We start from the raw sequence: 17,563 nt of genomic DNA, 5'->3' as shown, positions 1-17,563 counted from the left end.
CGCGTTTAAAAATGGATAAAAAGAGCTTACGACTGGTGCAGTTTTAAATACTCAAGTGCCCCGACGATCGCAGCAACTTGGGCTAAATTACATTCATTATCGGTAACGCGAGGGCTATCAGGGTAGACTTCGGTCGTCGAGGTGTATTCAGCATCCGTTACGCTAGCGCATAGCCCTAATGCTTTTAGTGGATAATTAATAACCCCTTCTTGAGTGATCGGCTCACCAATAATATTACCGTCACTATCTGCTGGCGCAATATGAGTAACATGACGTACCGAATCAATAATGGCTTTTTGAAAATCATCTTGAGGGTTTTCAGTATCGCCAACGCCATAAAAACCATCAGGTACGATATCTGCTATATATTCTTGACCATCACGAGCTGCAAGTGCAGGCCTAAACTCACTTTCATCGCTGTCTGTAGTTTCATGTAAATCAAGGTGAGCCAGGAAATGTGTATTCTGAGCTTGAACGAGCTTCATTAATGCTGCCGATTCTTCTGCTGGGCTATTCGCATAAAATGAGCGGTTAGGATCGACTGCATTTGGGTTCCAACGATTAATCGTTTCATATCCCCATGGACTAACACAAGGCACAACGAGAATATTAAAGTCAGCACTGTATTGTTCGGCTTTGAGTGCTAGAAAAGCTAATGCGCCATGAACACCACTGGTTTCATAACCATGAATACCACCAGTAACAAGTACTGTGGGTTTAGTTTTATCCCAATTATGGGTTTTAATCGCAAACAGTGGGTATTTTTCTGACGCATAAGATAATGCACCATATTGTTCAACATCGAATTTTTCACTTAACGCGTGAACTTTGGCGACAACTTGCTCGAGATAGCTACGTTTAATGGTCGTCTGTGCTAGCCATGCAGCTTTTTCTGTTGCGCCCCATTTTATTCCAGGCGTACCAATTACGTATTCAACTGAATTATCCATTGCTGTACCTATTCATTGTTATTGATTTGTTTATTTTTAGAGGGTAAACAGATGATTATATTTAAGCAAATATAATCTAATCATTGGGTCACAGAAATAGATAAATTAACAATTATACTGAAGGATGTGGCGGTTGATTAAGCGGTAAGATAGTAAATTTATGTTGCATTAATCTGCTGTCAAAGGTTATTGTCATACAAATATAACGGCCTATAGTAATGATGTTCACAAATTTATTACTAAGGAAAAGACGATGAGTACTACAATCTTGAATGACGTTCAAATTGAAGATGCAAAACAGCACCTTACTCGTCCTCTAGCCACACCTACCGATTTATGTGTAGACGCGACTAAAGAGATCAGTGGTGCATTGACCGCAATTTTAGCTGATGTGTTTGCTATTTACATGAAGACCAAGAATTTCCATTGGCATATGAGTGGCGCGCATTTCCGCGATTACCATTTAATGTTAGATGAACAAAGTGCACAATTATTTGCGATGACTGATGACATTGCTGAACGTGCACGTAAAATTGGCGGTCGAACAATACGATCAATTGGTGAAATATCACGGATGCAGCGTATTTTAGATAATGATGCCGATTATGTTGAACCTGCTGATATGCTTGCTGAATTGTGTGAAGATAATAAACAGTTAGCCGCTGAACTTCGTGCTGCACACATTTTATGTGATGAACGTAATGATTTTTCTTCAGTGAGTATGATTGATAATTGGATTGATGAAACCGAACGCCGTGTCTGGTTCCTTTATGAATCATACCGTCATTGATATCTCGAGATAGAATGTCATTGTTTCGTTTATAAATAATAAAAAAGGATAAGTTTAATCACTTATCCTTTTTTATTATCTATCATTTAAGCGTGATTGAAAGAACCATTCTCATCGATTAAGTTGATAACTTATAAATCAATATTAATAAAGGTTATTTTATTTTTGTGAGGAAGATCTCATGGTATTTGTAAATATGAAAATTTCAGGGTTAAAATAATAAGAAAAAATACCTTATATGAATTGCATTGTCTTGATTGTGTTAGTTTTTGACTGTTTTTCCTTTGGTGTTATTTTTATTTGAATAGATATTCTCTGACGCGTTCTTAATAGGTTATTGTTTATATTTGGCGTGGGTATAAAATGACGAATGTAAAGCATGTTTGTTGTGTGTGAGTCGCTGTTTTTTGGCAATATTATCGTTATTTTATGTTCCTGTTATTAATTAAGGGGTGTATCTAATAAACATAACTATTGTCTTGAAATAACTTATAAAAAATATAATTAAAATCAAAAGGAGTTAATCATGTCAATGGAACTTTCGCGAAGGAGTTTTATTAAGCATGGTATCATCGCTGGTATTTGTGTTTATACCGTTCCCGCTTTAGCCCGATTTAATCTTAATTTAGATGGTAGTAATAGTTTAGTCGCTCCGGAATTAGCCGCATCTTGGAAATCTGATTTTAAAGTACGTTTTCGTAGTGACGCTATTGCAAAAGTGACTGGCGAAAAAGTTTATGGGCGTGATTTGCGATCAACGGATATTGATGGTTGGCCAAGTGAGCAATCATGGGCTTTTTATATTCGAGCCGATCGCGCTGATCGTATTTATCAAGGTGTTGATTTAAGTTTATTAGCGGCGAATGCTCAGCCAAGTAATATTGTTACCGCAGCAACCTTGATCAAAGATAAAATTGAATTACCGCAATTTTATGGCACCAATATGTTAGTGGCTGAGGGCGCAATGCCTGATTATATCGGTCAGGCGGTGATGTTACTTATTTTTGATGATTTTCTCACTTATCATCGCGCTAAAAATACGTTGCAATTTAATCGTGAAATTATTAAATATGGCAAGCAACAACCTTTAGTTGCTGCAGAGAAAGACCCTTGGGGTGTGTGGCGAATTACGCGTGAGCAAGGCAATGCTGAAGGTGTATTGCCTGATAAATACAGCCCACTAAAAAATGGGGTTAACTTCCCTAACTATGTTGACCATAAACCATTTTGGCCACAGTCTAATCCTTTAGGTTCAGCATTAGAGCAACAAATGGCAGTTGCGAATGATATTAAAGCCAGCTTACATGATGATAATAATTTTGTATTAGATCGTACTTATCAAACCCAATTTATTGATCCGATGTTCTTAGAGCCTGAATGCTTTAATGGTTGGTTTGATCCTAAAACACAGACCATGCACACGATCCCTTCTTCACAATCACCAAGTAATTTCTTTGGTTTTGCAACCATGATGCTTAACAATGGGCCTCTTGCTGGAAAAGTCAAAAACTTAGTGGTGCATTCACCTTTTATTGGTGGTGGTTTTGGTGGTAAAGATCACTCTATATTGCCTTTCTACGGCTTACTAGCGGTGATGTACAGCAAACATCCTGTACGGATGGCGAATGATCGCTTTCAACAATTTCAATCAGGTTTAAAACGTCACCCCTTTAACATGCACAATCAGTTAGCAATTGATAAAACTACCGGTAAATTCCAAGGTATTGTGAGTGACATGATCCTTGATGGTGGCGGTCGTGAAAACTTCAGCTCTGTAGTGGCTGAAGTGGGCGCAAGTGCATTGCAGTCAATTTATTATTTCCCTAAAAACGATATTACTGCGGTTGCTAATGTATCTGAAAATCCAGCTTCAGGTTCAATGCGTGGTTTTGGCACTCTACAAACCATGTCAGCCATGGAAATGATGGTCAATGAAGCGGCGCAATTACTCAATATTGATCCGATTGATTTAAGACTGCGCAATGCGATTAAAACGGGGCAACTTAATACCCAAGGTGCGGTACCAACCAGTACTGAACATTATGCTGAAATATTAAAACAAGCGCAGCAGCATGAGATGTGGACCCAGCGTGAGCAACGTCGCAAAACCTATGAAGCAAAACATCCTAATAAACGCTTTGGTACTGGTTTTGCCATCTGTACTAAAGATTATGGTGCGGGTGATGATGCACCTTCAACTTATATTGAGATGGATAAAAGTGGTCGGTTAGTGATGGGGATCTCTGCTGTTGAAATTGGCACTGGTGCACAAACCTCTCAAGCTGCTGTTTTAGCTGATTACTTTGGTCGTCCAGCCGATACCATTAACCTTGCTGAAGTGCATGGTTGGGATCCGCTCCAAATGATCAATACTCAATCACCGTTTACGATGAGCCAAGCCTACCAAGATAAAATGCAACAAAATCCGCGTTGGACACCGACCATTCCCTATGCATCATCTGCATCGACATCGGCTTACTTTCAATCAAAAGCGACTGAAAATGCAGCCAAAGTTATTTTTGAATATGGCTTATGGCCTGCTGCAAAAGCGATTTGGAGTAAGTTGTACTACAGCGGTGATCTGGCTGCGATGGATTTTGGCGCAATGGAAGATGCCGTCTGGGTTGAGGGTAAGTTAAGTGCTAAAGGCATGGAACCATTACCTCTTGATATGTTAGCGCAGCATGTCCATCAAAAAGGGTTAGTGACCGCAGCAATGGTACATACATTTAACCGTTGGGGTTGGGTGGATGCTGAATTTACCGTTGAGGGGCAGACACAAACCTATCAATTAGATGCAATGGCGGTGAAATATGGTCATGGCGCTGATGCGAATAAGAAAAAATTAATGACCAGCAGTGGCTGGCATTTATTGGATCGTAATAATGTTAATTATCCTGCAACGGTACTGAATAATGCGATGGTGGTGTATTACGCTCCTTGTGCGGTATTGGTTGAATTAGCGGTTGAAGAAGGCTCCGGCAAGGTTGAAATTGTCGCGACTCAAACTTGGCTCGATGCGGGTAAAGTGATCGTCAAAGAGTTAGTTGAAGGTCAAATTGAAGGTGGTTTAGTGATGGGTATCGGGCATGTATTGCACGAATACTTACCACCAGGTGAAGAAGGTCCGGGTAATGGTACGTGGAACCTGAATCGCTATCAGGTGCCCTTAGCAACTGACGTTGGTGTATGGCAGATGAATCATACTATTTTGCCGCCATTTAATAACTCAGATCAACGTAAAGGCATTGCGGAAGTGGTGATGATCCCAATTGTCGCTGCTGTCACCGAAGCCCTTTACCAAATAACCCATAAACGTTTTTACCATTTACCCGTAACCGCCACTGATATTAAGGAAGCACTCGCATGATCACTGTAAAAATGACAATTAATGGCAATATTGTAGGTCCGGTTGAGATCGACGAAACAGTGAAAATGATTGATTTTTTGCATGAATATCAAGGGTTAACAGGTACTAAGTTTGGTTGTGGTGTTGGTGTTTGTCATGCGTGTACCATTATTGTTGATGATGCCGATGGTGGCTCACACACTGAGCGTACTTGTATCAACGGGGTGGGCGATTTTAACGGTAAAAAACTGCGCACAGTCGAAGGTCACGCTAAACGTAATTTAATGGGACAAATCACCGCATTAAGCCCGGTACAACAAACATTTGTTGATCACTTTTCATTTCAATGTGGATGGTGTACATCAGGGTTTGTTAATGAGTCCACAGTGTTAGTTGAGCAACTTACTAAACAACCTATTGATAAAGCACAGGTTGAAGATGTGATTGAAAACGCATTAAAAAAACACATCTGCCGTTGTTCTGGTTACCGTAAATATTATGTTGGTTTACGTGATTTAGTGTTGTCACAACCGGGGTTAGTCAAATGAAACCGAGTGTAAAAATCAGTGCTATTTGTGGCTTATTATTGAGTACCAGTGCGGCTTATGCGCAAGCACCATCAGCTTCTGCGCAAGCGCCATCACCCGAAAATATGGCACAATTAATCGCGCAAGGTAAATATTTAGCGGCTGCTGGCGATTGTAGTGGTTGTCATACGATTGAGAGTGGGCAAGTTTATGGTGGTGGGCGTGCATTCGCAACACCGTTTGGCACCTTATATTCAACCAATATTAGTAGTGATAAACAACACGGTATTGGTAAGTATAGCTATCAGCAATTTGTTGATGCGGTACGTAATGGCGTGGCACCTAAAGGTAATTTATATCCCGCAATGCCTTATGCGTCTTATCACCGTATTAACGACCATGATATGCAAGCGTTGTATGCGTATTTCATGCACACAAAACCCGCGACACAGCCCAATCGAGAAAATGGGATTGGTTTTCCTTTCAATATTCGTATGGGTTTAAAAGTATGGAATTTAGTGGCGTTTGATAAAGCGACCTTTACGCCAAATGCCGATAAAAGCCCATTATGGAATCGTGGTAAATATTTAGTTCAAGGGCTAGGCCACTGTGGTGAATGCCATACACCGCGTAATTTTATGATGGCAACCGAGCAAGATCATGCACTTGAAGGTGCGGTGGTTAACTACCTTAATGCGCCTAATATTACAGCAAAACATTTGACGCAAACGCATTGGACATTCCATGATCTAGCCCAGTTCTTAAAAACAGGTCAATCATCGAAAGGTACTGCGTTTGATGACATGTATATTGTTGAAAAGCACAGTTTAACGCACCTTAATGATCATGATGTTGCTGCCATCACCAGCTATTTATTAGATCAATCCCAACCATCTCAACATGTTGAACCACAATCTACGTTGACATCATTAGCAGCATCACAATTTGATACTACGTTGTCAGGGTACGGTACGTATATGAATAAATGCTCAGGCTGTCATGGTCAAAGTGGACAAGGGATCCCGAATGTTGCCCCTGCGTTAAAAGATAATGCCACCATTGGAAACAGTAATATTTTCAATACAGTAGCAATATTGAATAATGGTATTAAGCGCCAGAGTTACAGTCAGGAGCAATCTTATTATGCGATGCCTGCTTATAAAGACAGCTTAGACAATCAACAAATGGCTGATTTGATTACCTATTTACAAAAGAGTTTTTCTACACAGATGACGACCACAACCGCGAAGCAAGTCGCTGATATTAAAAAGCAACTGGCTAACGATTGATCATGGAATTAGCCTGTATTATTACAGGCTAATTTCGCTATTGTTGTCATAGTAAACAAAGTGATAGATGAATTATGAACGCATTAGATAAACAGGTATTGTTAGATTGTCAGGCATGGTTACAGCAAGGGAAAGCTGTATGGCTATGCACTATTTTATCCACGTATGGATCAGCACCACGTCCGGTTGGGTCATTATTTGCGACAGAAGGACATATTCGTTCTGGCTCCGTTTCTGGGGGTTGTATTGAAGATGCTTTTATCTCTTTGATTCAACAACATCAGTTAGATAAACCGATGCAGATATTTGATTATGGTAGTCATTTAGCCATTGATGGTAGTCGATATGAATTGCCGTGTGGTGGTCATATTTCATTGTTGATTGAATATTTACAACCGGATGCTGACCATCATTGGCTTGATGAATGGTTGACGATTACCATGACAAACAATGCCTTTGTACGTGCCGTCAATATTGAATTAGAACAGCGTTGTATCGCGACTGATGTTGATGATCATCCTTTTATTACACCTTGGTTAACTATTCATTATCAACAACATTGGCAGCTATTATTACTGGGAATTAGTCAGGTTAGTGAAGAAGTTGCGCGGCTAGCAGTAAGAGCTGGGTTTACGGTTCGATTGTGTGATATGCGTGATAATTATCAACAAAACTGGCGTTGGACAGCTGCTGATGGTGGTATTGATGTTGAGTGGTGTTGTGCCGATGATTTTGTTGAGCGTTATGCCAATGATTATACGGCGGTATTAGCATTAGCACATGATCCTCGGGTTGATGATTTAGGATTAATGGGAGCATTAGAGTCTTCTGCTTTTTATGTCGGCGCTTTAGGCTCACAAGCTAACAGTGATCGTCGTCGAGAACGATTAATGCGGATTGGTGAATATACACCACAGCAGTTATCACGACTGCATGCCCCGATTGGGGTGGCTATTGGCAGTAAAACCCCGATTGAAATTGCTATCGCTATTATGGCTGAGGTTATTGCGACTAAAAATGGGATTAGATGTGATTCATGGCATTATCGCCATGGTTGATTGTGTGATACCTGCAGCGGGATTGTCATCACGGATGGGAACGTGGAAACCGATGTTAGCCTATCAAGGCAGTACATTATTAGATGTCGCAATCGAACATGCATTACTGTTTTGTTCAAAAGTGATAGTGGTTGCGGGTTATCGAGCCGATGAATTGGTACAGCGATATCAGCATCAGCCACATATTATGGTGGTGGTGAATCCTGACTATCAGCAGGGGATGTTAAGCTCAATTCAAAAGGGCATTGAAGCGGTAACCAGTTCACGGTTTTTTATCACTCATGCTGATATGCCGTGTATTGATCCGCAGGTATTTAGGATGTTATTGCAAGTAGATCATACGCGAGTGATATTTCCTGGTAACAAACATCAAACAGGGCATCCGGTGTTGATTGATGCCGCGTTAATTCCTCAAATTTTAGCCTTACCCATTACTGCTAAAATGAAGCAAGTATTACAAACAGGCACTGAACATTACCTACAGCTAAACGCTGCGAGTGGTATTTATCATGATATTGATACCCCGGAAAAGTATCAGCAATTAATTCAGACCCATAAATAGCCGGTCTTAAAATAAACTCCATAAAAAAAGAGAAGCTAAAAACTTCTCTTTTTTGTTATGTTTGGTTTAATTTAATAATAAAGCTAACTTAACTGGTCATGCCCCATTTTAAATCATCATCAAGCTCTTCAATGGCATCGTAAAGATAAGATTCAACTTGCTCTTCGACTAAGCCGTCAGGTTCTTCAAAGAAAGCGATATGGAAAATAGCATCACCTTCGTTTACTAGCGGTAATGTTTGCTGACCAATGACAATGCCCCCTTGTGGCGCAATTACCGTTACTTGATTGCTGCCAGCAGGATCACTGATAGTCGCAATGACTTGGTTTTTATCGACTTTTTCACCTAATGCAACGTGTGAACGTAGTAAGCCATCAGAGTCAGCACGTACCCAACGTGTTGCTTTTGGCACCATTGGCTCAATGACTTTTTTACTGCGGCTAGTGCGCACCATTTCTAAATGCTGCATCACTTTTAATACCCCTTGTACGCCAGAACCAACGGCATGGGGATCAAGGCGCAGGGCTTCACCTGCTTCAAAAGTGATCACCGGAATATTAAACTCTTCAGCGGCAGCACGCAGTGAACCTTCACGTAAGCTGGCATCAACCACAACGGGAGAGCCAAACGCCATCGCCATTGCTTTTGCTTGTGGGTTATCAAGGTTAGCGCGAATTTGTGGCAAGTTAGTGCGATAAATGGCAGCAGTATGTAAATCGACCACGTGTGTCGCGCGGCGTACAACGTGATTAAAATATTGATAAGCCATGCGTCCAGCGATAGAGCCACGCTCTGCTCCTGGGAAGCAACGGTTTAAATCACGACGATCAGGTAAATAACGTGATTTATGAATAAAACCAAACACGTTAACCACAGGTACTGCAATGATGGTGCCGTGAAGTTTTGATAAATCTATTTTTTCAATAACTTGACGGACAACTTCAATGCCATTGAGCTCATCACCATGAATAGCCGCATTGATCAGTAATACGGGGCCTGGGTGTTTTCCATGCAGAATATCAACGGACACCGATAAAGGGGAGTGAGTATAAAGACGAGCAATTTCGAGTTCGCAATTAGCATGGTTTCCTGGTTCAACCATTAAATCTGCAAATTCAAATGGGGTATTTTTTGTGGCCATAAATACGTCCTGTATATGGGCTATTGGAATATGATGATTAGTTATGTTTACGTAAAGATAATAATGACGTTATAACATATTGAGAATAATCATAAATTCCATTTTAAAACTAGAACAATATCACGTTTAATTAGATTTAAAGTAACGGAAATGTATCAATTTGTATCAAGTATGAGAGTAAAGGATTGCGTGGGGTTTTGAAAAGGCACTGCAATTATGTAGCAGTGCCTTGATACTGATAATTACGAGGTTTTAGATTCGTTTTTTACTATCTGAATATTACTATTTTTATGGACTAATGGTTGTTTCATTAAGCGATTGTATTGCACCACATCAAGCTCAAAAGCTTTTTTCTGTTGATGTGAAACCGATGACGCTAATGGGATCTTAGCTGTCAAAGGATTAACCGGCTTACCACGAACTAATAATTCATAGTGGATATGCGGCCCAGTAACACGGCCTGTTTTACCTGATAATGCAATTTCTTGTCCACGTTTCACGCGTTGACCCACTTTGACGAGGATACGGCTGTTATGCAAATAACGAGTGCTGTAATTGGCACTGTGTTTAATAACAACATAACGGCCTGCATATGGGTGATTTGTAACACGTGTTACTACGCCATCACCTGTTGCTAACACTGGCGTTCCTACTGGTGCGGCAAAATCAACCCCGTTATGTGGCTGAATGCGTCCAGTTACTGGGTGGCGACGGTGAGGATTAAACGGTGAACTAATACGGAACCGTTTTGCAGTTGGGTAACGTAAGAATGCCCGTTGTAAACTTTCACCATGTTGGTCATAAAAATTACCATCACTGCTTAAATAAGCCGACAATTGTTGGTTATTGGTATATAGACGGATAGCTTGGAGTTCAGTATCACCGCTGGCTTGATTATTGACATATTTTTCTTTGCTAACAACTTCAAATCGATCACCTGTTTTTAAGTCACGATCAAAATTTAATTTATCTTTAAAAATAGCCATAATTTCATGAATATCAGTGTAACTTAGCCCTGCTTTTTGTGCAGATAAGCTAAAACTGCCATGAATCTCACCACGGATGACTTTTTCATGCCATATACCCGGCAAAGTGATTTCTTTAACCGCAAAGTCATTATTTTTCTCGCGCGTATAGTTAATCATATGCGCGACATTAAATTGTAATTGGACTTTGTTTAACCGATGATCGCTATCTGCTACCCAAAAACGTAAAATATCATTGGGGCGCAAGTTATCGATTTGTAAGCTATTTAAATCAGCTGCCATGATATCTTTCACATCAGCTTGTGGTAAGTTTAATTGTGCAAATATTCCGCTGAGTGTATCACCTTTTTTTACTTGGTATTCATACGTTGGTGGCAACACAATATTTTTGATGACCGCCGCAGGTGTGAGCGTTTTTAATACAACGTGAGGGGCTGTAATTAGAGGTAGCTGTATCTCTTTATGGTGTGCTGAAGGTGTGGTGTTAATTGAGAATACGGCAGCAGTGGTAATAAGAGATAGCCCAATAAGGCTGATAAGGCGGTAGTTTACAAAATTAGTTAGTACTGTCGTTTTAAACGTAGGCATAATGCTCGTCAGTTCTTTTGTTTTTAATGAGTGCGTGCGTTTGCACTTGGCTTATTTAGCGATATGTATGAAAACATAACTTTTCTGAACCTTAAATGAATTAATACCTTTCAAGTAATTTTTTTGCTTAATTTTTCGGTGATTACGTGTAGAAAGTATACAAATGATTGTTATGCGATATTTTATCTGTCAGTTGAGTAGAAGTCGCAGTTTCGTCCAGCAAGGAAAATCAAAGTTAAGCTGGACGAGAGGGAGGATAATAGCAAGAACCGTGGCTCTTTCTTGTTAAATATAAATAGTATAACGGTTGTTATTTGAATGATGACTATGAGTCAGCATGGGTATGTTTGTAGTCGATGTACGTGTATTTTTTCTTTGGGCGTCGATCTATCTCGCGTCGTTCTAAATGCGCGTCTTTATGTGAGTTTATTTGCAAATAATTATTTTTATTGATCGAGCTTACCACATCAGTTTGGACTTTTTCTGTTGTCGTTAATTGATGGGTATGATCGATATATTCAATCATATTCTGTGTGACTAATGGACTAGTATTTGGCATTGATGCGAATGCTGATAATGAATGCAGTGCTAGTGATAATGTTAATGTCATGATTAATCGTTTCATGAAAACCTCATGTTATTCAGAGAGGGTATTTAATCCTATTGCACCTGAATCGAGAGTGAGCTGTTAATTCATGTATCATTCATGGTGTTAACATAACGGTTAAGCTTGATTTCGGTATAGAATAATCGTTCAGTGATTATGAAAGTGAAGGGTGTTATGACAGATTTAGCGCAAGAAATGGGTTTTATGCAGCGCGCATTAGCCTTATCGCATCAAGCTCTTCCCGCTTGTCGCCCGAATCCTCCGGTTGGATGTGTATTGGTAAAAGAAGGACAGATTGTAAGTGAAGGATTTACACAGCCACCAGGATTACATCATGCAGAAGCGATGGCATTAGCTAATTATGATTGCCCCTTAAATGAGGTAACAGCTTATGTAACGTTAGAGCCTTGTTCATTTGTGGGGCGTACACCGTCTTGTGCACATACATTGGTTGAAAAGGGGATTAAACGAGTGGTGGTTGCGACACTTGATCCTGATCCACGTAATAGCGGCAAAGGGATAGATGTTTTAAAGCAAGCAGGAATAGAGGTGACTGTGGGGTTATGTGAGCAAGAGGTTTTTGATTTTATATCGCCGTATTTATTAAAAAAATAATAATAAACTTACCGTATTATTTATAGTATTAAACGAAAAGCCGATTTAAATGGATAATAAAATTATTACCACTATTAAATCGGCTTTTAGAATATCACTTATAACAACGTAAATTTAAATAATTAATTATTTAGTTGAAGTTTTGTGATGCTCACGAGATGATTCTTTATGATCATGCTCTTTAGTTTTGTGATGACGATGCTCATCATGTTCGTGACGATCGCCATGAGTTTGTTCTGGATGTTTATGGCCTTTAGGATCGCCACCGTGTTGAGTATGTGGGTGGCTTTTTTCATGTTCACGATCTTCATGATGGTCGCGGTTATGCTTGTGCTCTGCACCATCATCATAACGACGTTCCATTTTTTCATGTTCGAATTCAGCGCCGTGTTGATGACCTTTTTGTGAACCTTTATGCTCTTGGCTATTATGACTCATATCTTAATCCTTCAATAAACAGCGTTAATAATAAGTTGGTGTCTGTCTATGGGGTTTAATTTACGCTTATTTTAAATTTGAACAATATTCTTTTTTATAATCAAATATTCTATTTTTGATAATTGCCGAACCTTTAAAAAAGGTATATTAAGCAAAAATATACTGCGAGGTGTGTTTTAATTAAACCTATAATGAAATGCTGTTGTATTGATTGTAAAAATGAAAACATAGCTATTAAAAATAAACATTTATTTGCTTATTAATAAGAGGATTATTAGCGGCATCCGATATTTAAATTAATTAATAGGTATTTATTATGGTTGATAAACGTTCAGATCATGCAGAACATTCTCATCACAATCATCGTGAAGAAAAAGTTAATGCCCCAAAAACTACGTTAGAAGAAAAACAGCATTCACATCCTAAATTGAACAAACAGGATCATAGCCATAAAGAAGAGATTACACCTGCACCTAAGCATAAAATGCATTAAGAAAGATGTACGTTTTTTATGAGAAAAATCTCTAACAATATTGTTGTTAGAGATTTTTCAGTAATAACGTGATTATTACGTTTTCATTATTGCTCAGAGATTTTGTCTGTATTTTATAAGCCTTGTGCTTTGGCCATGCGCATAGCAATACGCGGTGCATCCCATAATGAAGGTAATAAAATTAAAGACACTGGTACGGCAGTGATCACTATAAAAGATTGCAATGCCGATACGCCACCAGAGCCTAAAGAAATTAAAATAATGGCAGTTATCCCCATAACGATACCCCAAAAAGCGCGAATTAAGGCGTTAGGCTCTGTCGTGCCGCTGATCACCACACTGATGGTATATGTCATCGAGTCGCCAGTTGTAACAATGAAAATCGTGGTTAAGATCAAAAATAAGATGGAAACAATAGTCGGGTATGGCAGTTGCTGAGTGATCGCTAATAATGCTCCTGGAAGATTAAAGCCTTCAAATGCTTTACTGACGGAGCCCGGCTCGGCAATTTCAAATGCGACACCTGTGCCACCGACAATGGTGAACCAAAAGCAGGTGATCAGTGGAGCACAAATACCCAGCGTTAATATTAATTGACGAATGGTACGCCCGCGTGAAATACGTGTAATGAAAATCGCCATCATGGGTCCATAACCCAGAAACCAGCCCCAGAAAAAAACTGTCCACCAACTTAACCAATGTTCATCACCGCGATAAGTTGCCATTGGAATAAGGTTATCGATCATAGTGCCGACACCTTGTAAATAACCACTGATAATAAATCCGGTTGGTCCCACTATTAAGATATACGCCATTAGTACAACGGCGAGAATGATATTCCAACGACTGAGTATTTGAATACCACGATCAAGGCCACTTAATGCCGAGAGGGTATAGATGGCAATGGCGAATAAAATAACAATAAATTGGGTGGTGAAACCATCAGGAATAGCAAAAAGGGAATTAAGCGCAAAACTAATTTGTAAGCCTAAAAAACCAATGGGACCGATGGTGCCTGCGGAAACCGCAATAACACAGCAGGCATCAACAATAGCACCGATAGGACCTTTAAGGGCGCGATCACCTAATAATGGATAAAGCAAAGTTCGTGGTTGTAAAGGTAAGCCTTTGTCGTAATGCAGGTGAGAAAAAATAATGGCGGTTAAACAGCCGGTAATTGACCATGCTAAAAATCCCCAATGCATAAATGATTGCGCCAGGGCATTAACGGCACGTTGCCATGGTGATGCAACTTCGCCATATAGTGGTGGTACAGTAATGTAATGGGCAATTGGTTCTGCTGCAGCCCAAAATACCCCTCCGCCAGCGAGAAGTGTACACAGTAGAATTGGGATCCAACGTATTGTTTCTATTTCTGGTTGATCAAGATTACCGAGCTTAACATTGCCTGTGCGGCCTAACGCGAGCACTAATCCGATAATAAACGTCAGTAACAATAAAAGTTGCCAGTAAGGGCCAAAAATCTTAATTGCCCAATTAAAGCCTGTATTAATTAAACTTGATAATAAAACACTATCATAGAGCGCCAAGCCAATAAATAACGCAATAAATCCACCACTTAACCAGAGCACAGGATTTGTAAGACCGAAATTTTGAGCCGCTGACTGGTGATTTTTGTTGGTTTTTACCGTATTGGTCAAGTCGGACATTGGTTGTCTCCAAGCATGAGTGAATTAGTTCTTGATTTAAATCGCCACGAACGCAATATCCGTTGTTTTGACGAAGGTTCAGCTACCTTGTTAAATGTTGAAGTAATCTGTCTCTTGCACCGTTGATACCATTATCAATGGTAAACCCGTACCTATTAATTATTTTGTTAGCGAGTAAATGATGGACGATGATCACTATAAGTATGTATCTGAAAAGCAAACACTGTGTATTTTTATGTGATTATTTATTTGGGCAGATAAGGATATGAGGTGCAGAATGAGTAACAGCAGTAATAAATAGAATGGTTAATTATCGCTAATTTGTTATTTTAATTGTAGTTGTAGTTGTAGTTGTAGTTGCAGTTGTGGTTGCAGTAAAAAAAATGGCCTAACTGATGTTAGACCATTTTTAGATTCGTTATTTAAGAACAATCAATATCGTTCTATGGATAAACACTTATGCTAGTAGTTCGTTAGCATTGTTAACGATGTTTTCAACAGTAAAGCCGAACATTTTGAATAGCTCTTCAGCAGGTGCTGATTCGCCAAATGTTGTCATACCGATGATGCGACCGTTAAGACCTACATACTTGTACCAGTAGTCAGCAATACCCGCTTCGATAGCGATACGAGCAGTAACATCTGCAGGTAATACGCTTTCACGGTAAGCAGCATCTTGCTTATCGAACAAATCAGTAGCAGGCATAGAAACTAGACGTACTTGACGACCAGCGGCTGTTAGCTCTGCGTATGCTTCTGCTGCGATACCTACTTCAGAACCAGTAGCGATCAAGATTAGCTCTGGCTTACCAGCACAATCTTTAAGGATGTAACCACCCTTAACGATGTTAGCAACTTGCTCAGCAGTACGATCTTGTTGAGTTAGGTTTTGACGAGAGAAGATTAAAGATGTTGGACCATCTTTACGTTCAATCGCGTACTTCCAAGAAACAGCAGATTCAACTTGGTCACATGGACGCCATGTGCTCATGTTTGGTGTTAGACGTAGTGATGATACTTGCTCAACAGGTTGGTGAGTTGGACCATCTTCGCCTAGACCGATAGAATCGTGTGTGTACACTTGGATGTTCTGAATTTTCATCAGTGCAGCCATGCGTAGTGCGTTACGTGCGTATTCCATGAACATTAGGAATGTTGCGCCGTAAGGAACGAAACCACCGTGTAGTGCCATACCGTTGATCATTGCAGTCATACCAAATTCACGAACGCCGTAGTGAATGTAGTTGCCTGAAGCATCAGTTGGTGTGATTGACTTAGAACCAGACCACATAGTTAGGTTTGATGGTGCAAGGTCAGCAGAACCGCCCATGAATTCAGGTAATAGTTTACCAAATGCTTCAAGTGCGTTTTGAGAGGCTTTACGTGATGCAATGTTAGCTGGGTTTGCTTGTAGATCAGCAATAACTTTGCTTGTTTCAGCTTCCCAGTTAGCAGGTAGACCACCCGTCATACGACGAGTAAACTCAGACGCTAGTTCAGGGAATGCCGCAGTGTATGCTGCAAACTTCTCGTTCCAAGATGCTTGCTTCGCTTTACCTGCTTCTTTTGCATCCCACTCTGCATAAATTTCAGCAGGGATTTCAAATGGGCCGTGGTTCCAACCAAGGAATTCACGTGCTGCTTTGATTTCTTCAGCACCTAGTGGAGCACCGTGACAGTCGTGAGAACCTGCTTTGTTTGGTGAACCAAAACCGATGATTGTTTTACAACAGATCAACGTAGGCTTAGTTGTTTCAGCTTTTGCTTCTTCGATAGCCGCATTGATTGCAGCAGCATCGTGGCCATCAACGTGACGGATAACATGCCAGTTGTAAGCTTCAAAACGCTTAGCAGTATCGTCAGCGAACCAACCTTCTACTTCGCCATCGATAGAAATACCGTTGTCATCCCAGAAAGCAACTAGCTTACCAAGACCTAGCGTACCCGCTAGAGAACATGCTTCGTGAGAGATACCTTCCATCATACAACCGTCGCCCATGAAAGCGTAAGTGTTGTGGTTGACGATATCATGACCTTCACGGTTGAATTGTGCAGCCATTGCTTTTTCAGCAAGTGCCATACCAACAGCGTTAGTAATACCTTGGCCTAGAGGACCAGTCGTTGTTTCAATACCAGGCGCGTAACCGTATTCTGGGTGACCTGGTGTTTTTGAATGCAGTTGACGGAAGTTTTTAAGATCGTCAATTGATAGGTCGTAACCTGTTAGGTGAAGTAGAGAGTAAATAAGCATAGAGCCGTGGCCGTTTGACAATACAAAACGGTCGCGATCAGCCCATTTAGGGTCTTGTGGGTTATGGTCCATATGACCACGCCAAAGTACTTCTGCGATATCAGCCATGCCCATAGGTGCGCCAGGGTGACCAGAGTTTGCTTGTTGTACACCGTCCATGCTTAGAGCACGGATAGCGTTCGCTAACATTTTACGTTCCATAGTATTTTCACCAAATATTTAGGTAAATGTAAACTTAAGAAAGCGGCT

General features: G+C 40.2%; 15 protein-coding genes. 8 read left to right on the top strand and 7 right to left on the bottom strand.

All coding sequences use genetic code 11. The annotated features are described in order from the left end of the window. Window positions 1-26 precede the first annotated feature (26 nt). Window positions 27-950 (bottom strand): M14 family metallopeptidase, encoded by a 924-nt coding sequence (locus BTO21_RS16065; RefSeq protein WP_045028276.1) that lies wholly within the window; start codon window positions 948-950, stop codon window positions 27-29. 253 nt (window positions 951-1,203) lie between these two features. Here BTO21_RS16065 and BTO21_RS16060 point away from each other — a divergent pair, with 253 nt between their 5' ends. The 6 genes from BTO21_RS16060 to BTO21_RS16035 all read left to right on the top strand — a co-directional run bounded on the left by BTO21_RS16060 (window position 1,204) and on the right by BTO21_RS16035 (window position 8,525). Further along, on the top strand, window positions 1,204-1,740 hold the full coding sequence (locus tag BTO21_RS16060) for a Dps family protein (protein ID WP_045028277.1): 537 nt from the start codon (window positions 1,204-1,206) through the stop codon (window positions 1,738-1,740). Window positions 1,741-2,266: 526 nt separating this feature from the next. After that, complete coding sequence (locus tag BTO21_RS16055) at window positions 2,267-5,110, top strand: xanthine dehydrogenase family protein molybdopterin-binding subunit (RefSeq protein WP_052672618.1); 2,844 nt, start codon at window positions 2,267-2,269, stop codon at window positions 5,108-5,110. Continuing rightward, window positions 5,107-5,637, top strand: a complete 531-nt coding sequence (locus BTO21_RS16050) for a (2Fe-2S)-binding protein (RefSeq protein ID WP_045028280.1) — start codon at window positions 5,107-5,109, stop codon at window positions 5,635-5,637. The genes BTO21_RS16055 and BTO21_RS16050 overlap by 4 nt, the downstream gene beginning before the upstream one ends. Further along, the gene (locus tag BTO21_RS16045; protein WP_045028282.1) at window positions 5,634-6,905 is read left to right on the top strand and encodes a cytochrome c; all 1,272 of its coding nucleotides are present in this window, start codon (window positions 5,634-5,636) and stop codon (window positions 6,903-6,905) included. Before BTO21_RS16050 ends, BTO21_RS16045 begins: the two co-directional genes overlap by 4 nt. A 74-nt stretch (window positions 6,906-6,979) precedes the next feature. After that, window positions 6,980-7,963: an XdhC family protein gene (locus BTO21_RS16040; protein ID WP_045028283.1), complete on the top strand. Its 984-nt coding sequence runs from the start codon at window positions 6,980-6,982 to the stop codon at window positions 7,961-7,963. Next, window positions 7,935-8,525, top strand: a complete 591-nt coding sequence (locus tag BTO21_RS16035; RefSeq protein WP_239997948.1) for an NTP transferase domain-containing protein — start codon at window positions 7,935-7,937, stop codon at window positions 8,523-8,525. Before BTO21_RS16040 ends, BTO21_RS16035 begins: the two co-directional genes overlap by 29 nt. 88 nt (window positions 8,526-8,613) lie before the next feature. Here the strand turns inward: BTO21_RS16035 and BTO21_RS16030 are convergent, their stop codons facing one another. From BTO21_RS16030 to BTO21_RS16020, 3 genes are all read right to left on the bottom strand, one after another. After that, window positions 8,614-9,666 (bottom strand): succinylglutamate desuccinylase/aspartoacylase family protein, encoded by a 1,053-nt coding sequence (locus BTO21_RS16030; RefSeq protein ID WP_045028286.1) that lies wholly within the window; start codon window positions 9,664-9,666, stop codon window positions 8,614-8,616. A gap of 242 nt (window positions 9,667-9,908) precedes the next feature. After that, complete coding sequence (locus BTO21_RS16025; RefSeq protein WP_045028288.1) at window positions 9,909-11,240, bottom strand: peptidoglycan DD-metalloendopeptidase family protein; 1,332 nt, start codon at window positions 11,238-11,240, stop codon at window positions 9,909-9,911. A gap of 325 nt (window positions 11,241-11,565) precedes the next feature. Beyond that, the gene (locus BTO21_RS16020; protein WP_045028290.1) at window positions 11,566-11,865 is read right to left on the bottom strand and encodes a hypothetical protein; all 300 of its coding nucleotides are present in this window, start codon (window positions 11,863-11,865) and stop codon (window positions 11,566-11,568) included. Window positions 11,866-12,021: 156 nt separating this feature from the next. Between BTO21_RS16020 and BTO21_RS16015 the strand changes: the two genes are divergently transcribed. Then, window positions 12,022-12,462, top strand: a complete 441-nt coding sequence (locus BTO21_RS16015) for a bifunctional diaminohydroxyphosphoribosylaminopyrimidine deaminase/5-amino-6-(5-phosphoribosylamino)uracil reductase RibD (protein WP_045028291.1) — start codon at window positions 12,022-12,024, stop codon at window positions 12,460-12,462. A gap of 126 nt (window positions 12,463-12,588) precedes the next feature. Here BTO21_RS16015 and BTO21_RS16010 read toward each other — a convergent pair whose 3' ends face one another. Then, window positions 12,589-12,900: a hypothetical protein gene (locus BTO21_RS16010; protein ID WP_045028293.1), complete on the bottom strand. Its 312-nt coding sequence runs from the start codon at window positions 12,898-12,900 to the stop codon at window positions 12,589-12,591. Between the two features lie 316 nt (window positions 12,901-13,216). On the opposite strand from BTO21_RS16010, the gene BTO21_RS20110 reads away from it, so the two are divergent. After that, the gene (locus BTO21_RS20110; protein WP_156728360.1) at window positions 13,217-13,393 is read left to right on the top strand and encodes a hypothetical protein; all 177 of its coding nucleotides are present in this window, start codon (window positions 13,217-13,219) and stop codon (window positions 13,391-13,393) included. A gap of 113 nt (window positions 13,394-13,506) precedes the next feature. Here the strand turns inward: BTO21_RS20110 and BTO21_RS16005 are convergent, their stop codons facing one another. Continuing rightward, entirely contained in the window at window positions 13,507-15,063 is a 1,557-nt protein-coding gene (locus BTO21_RS16005) for a BCCT family transporter (RefSeq protein WP_045028295.1), read from the bottom strand. Between the two features lie 457 nt (window positions 15,064-15,520). Next, window positions 15,521-17,515: a transketolase gene (gene tkt, locus BTO21_RS16000; protein WP_045028296.1), complete on the bottom strand. Its 1,995-nt coding sequence runs from the start codon at window positions 17,513-17,515 to the stop codon at window positions 15,521-15,523. Window positions 17,516-17,563 lie beyond the last annotated feature (48 nt).

The sequence above is a fragment of the Photobacterium phosphoreum genome (assembly GCF_002954725.1).
Classification (GTDB): Bacteria; Pseudomonadota; Gammaproteobacteria; order Enterobacterales; family Vibrionaceae; genus Photobacterium; species Photobacterium phosphoreum.
The sequence above is the reverse complement of the archived record's forward strand: the minus strand, read 5'-3'. Positions and strand labels throughout refer to the sequence as shown.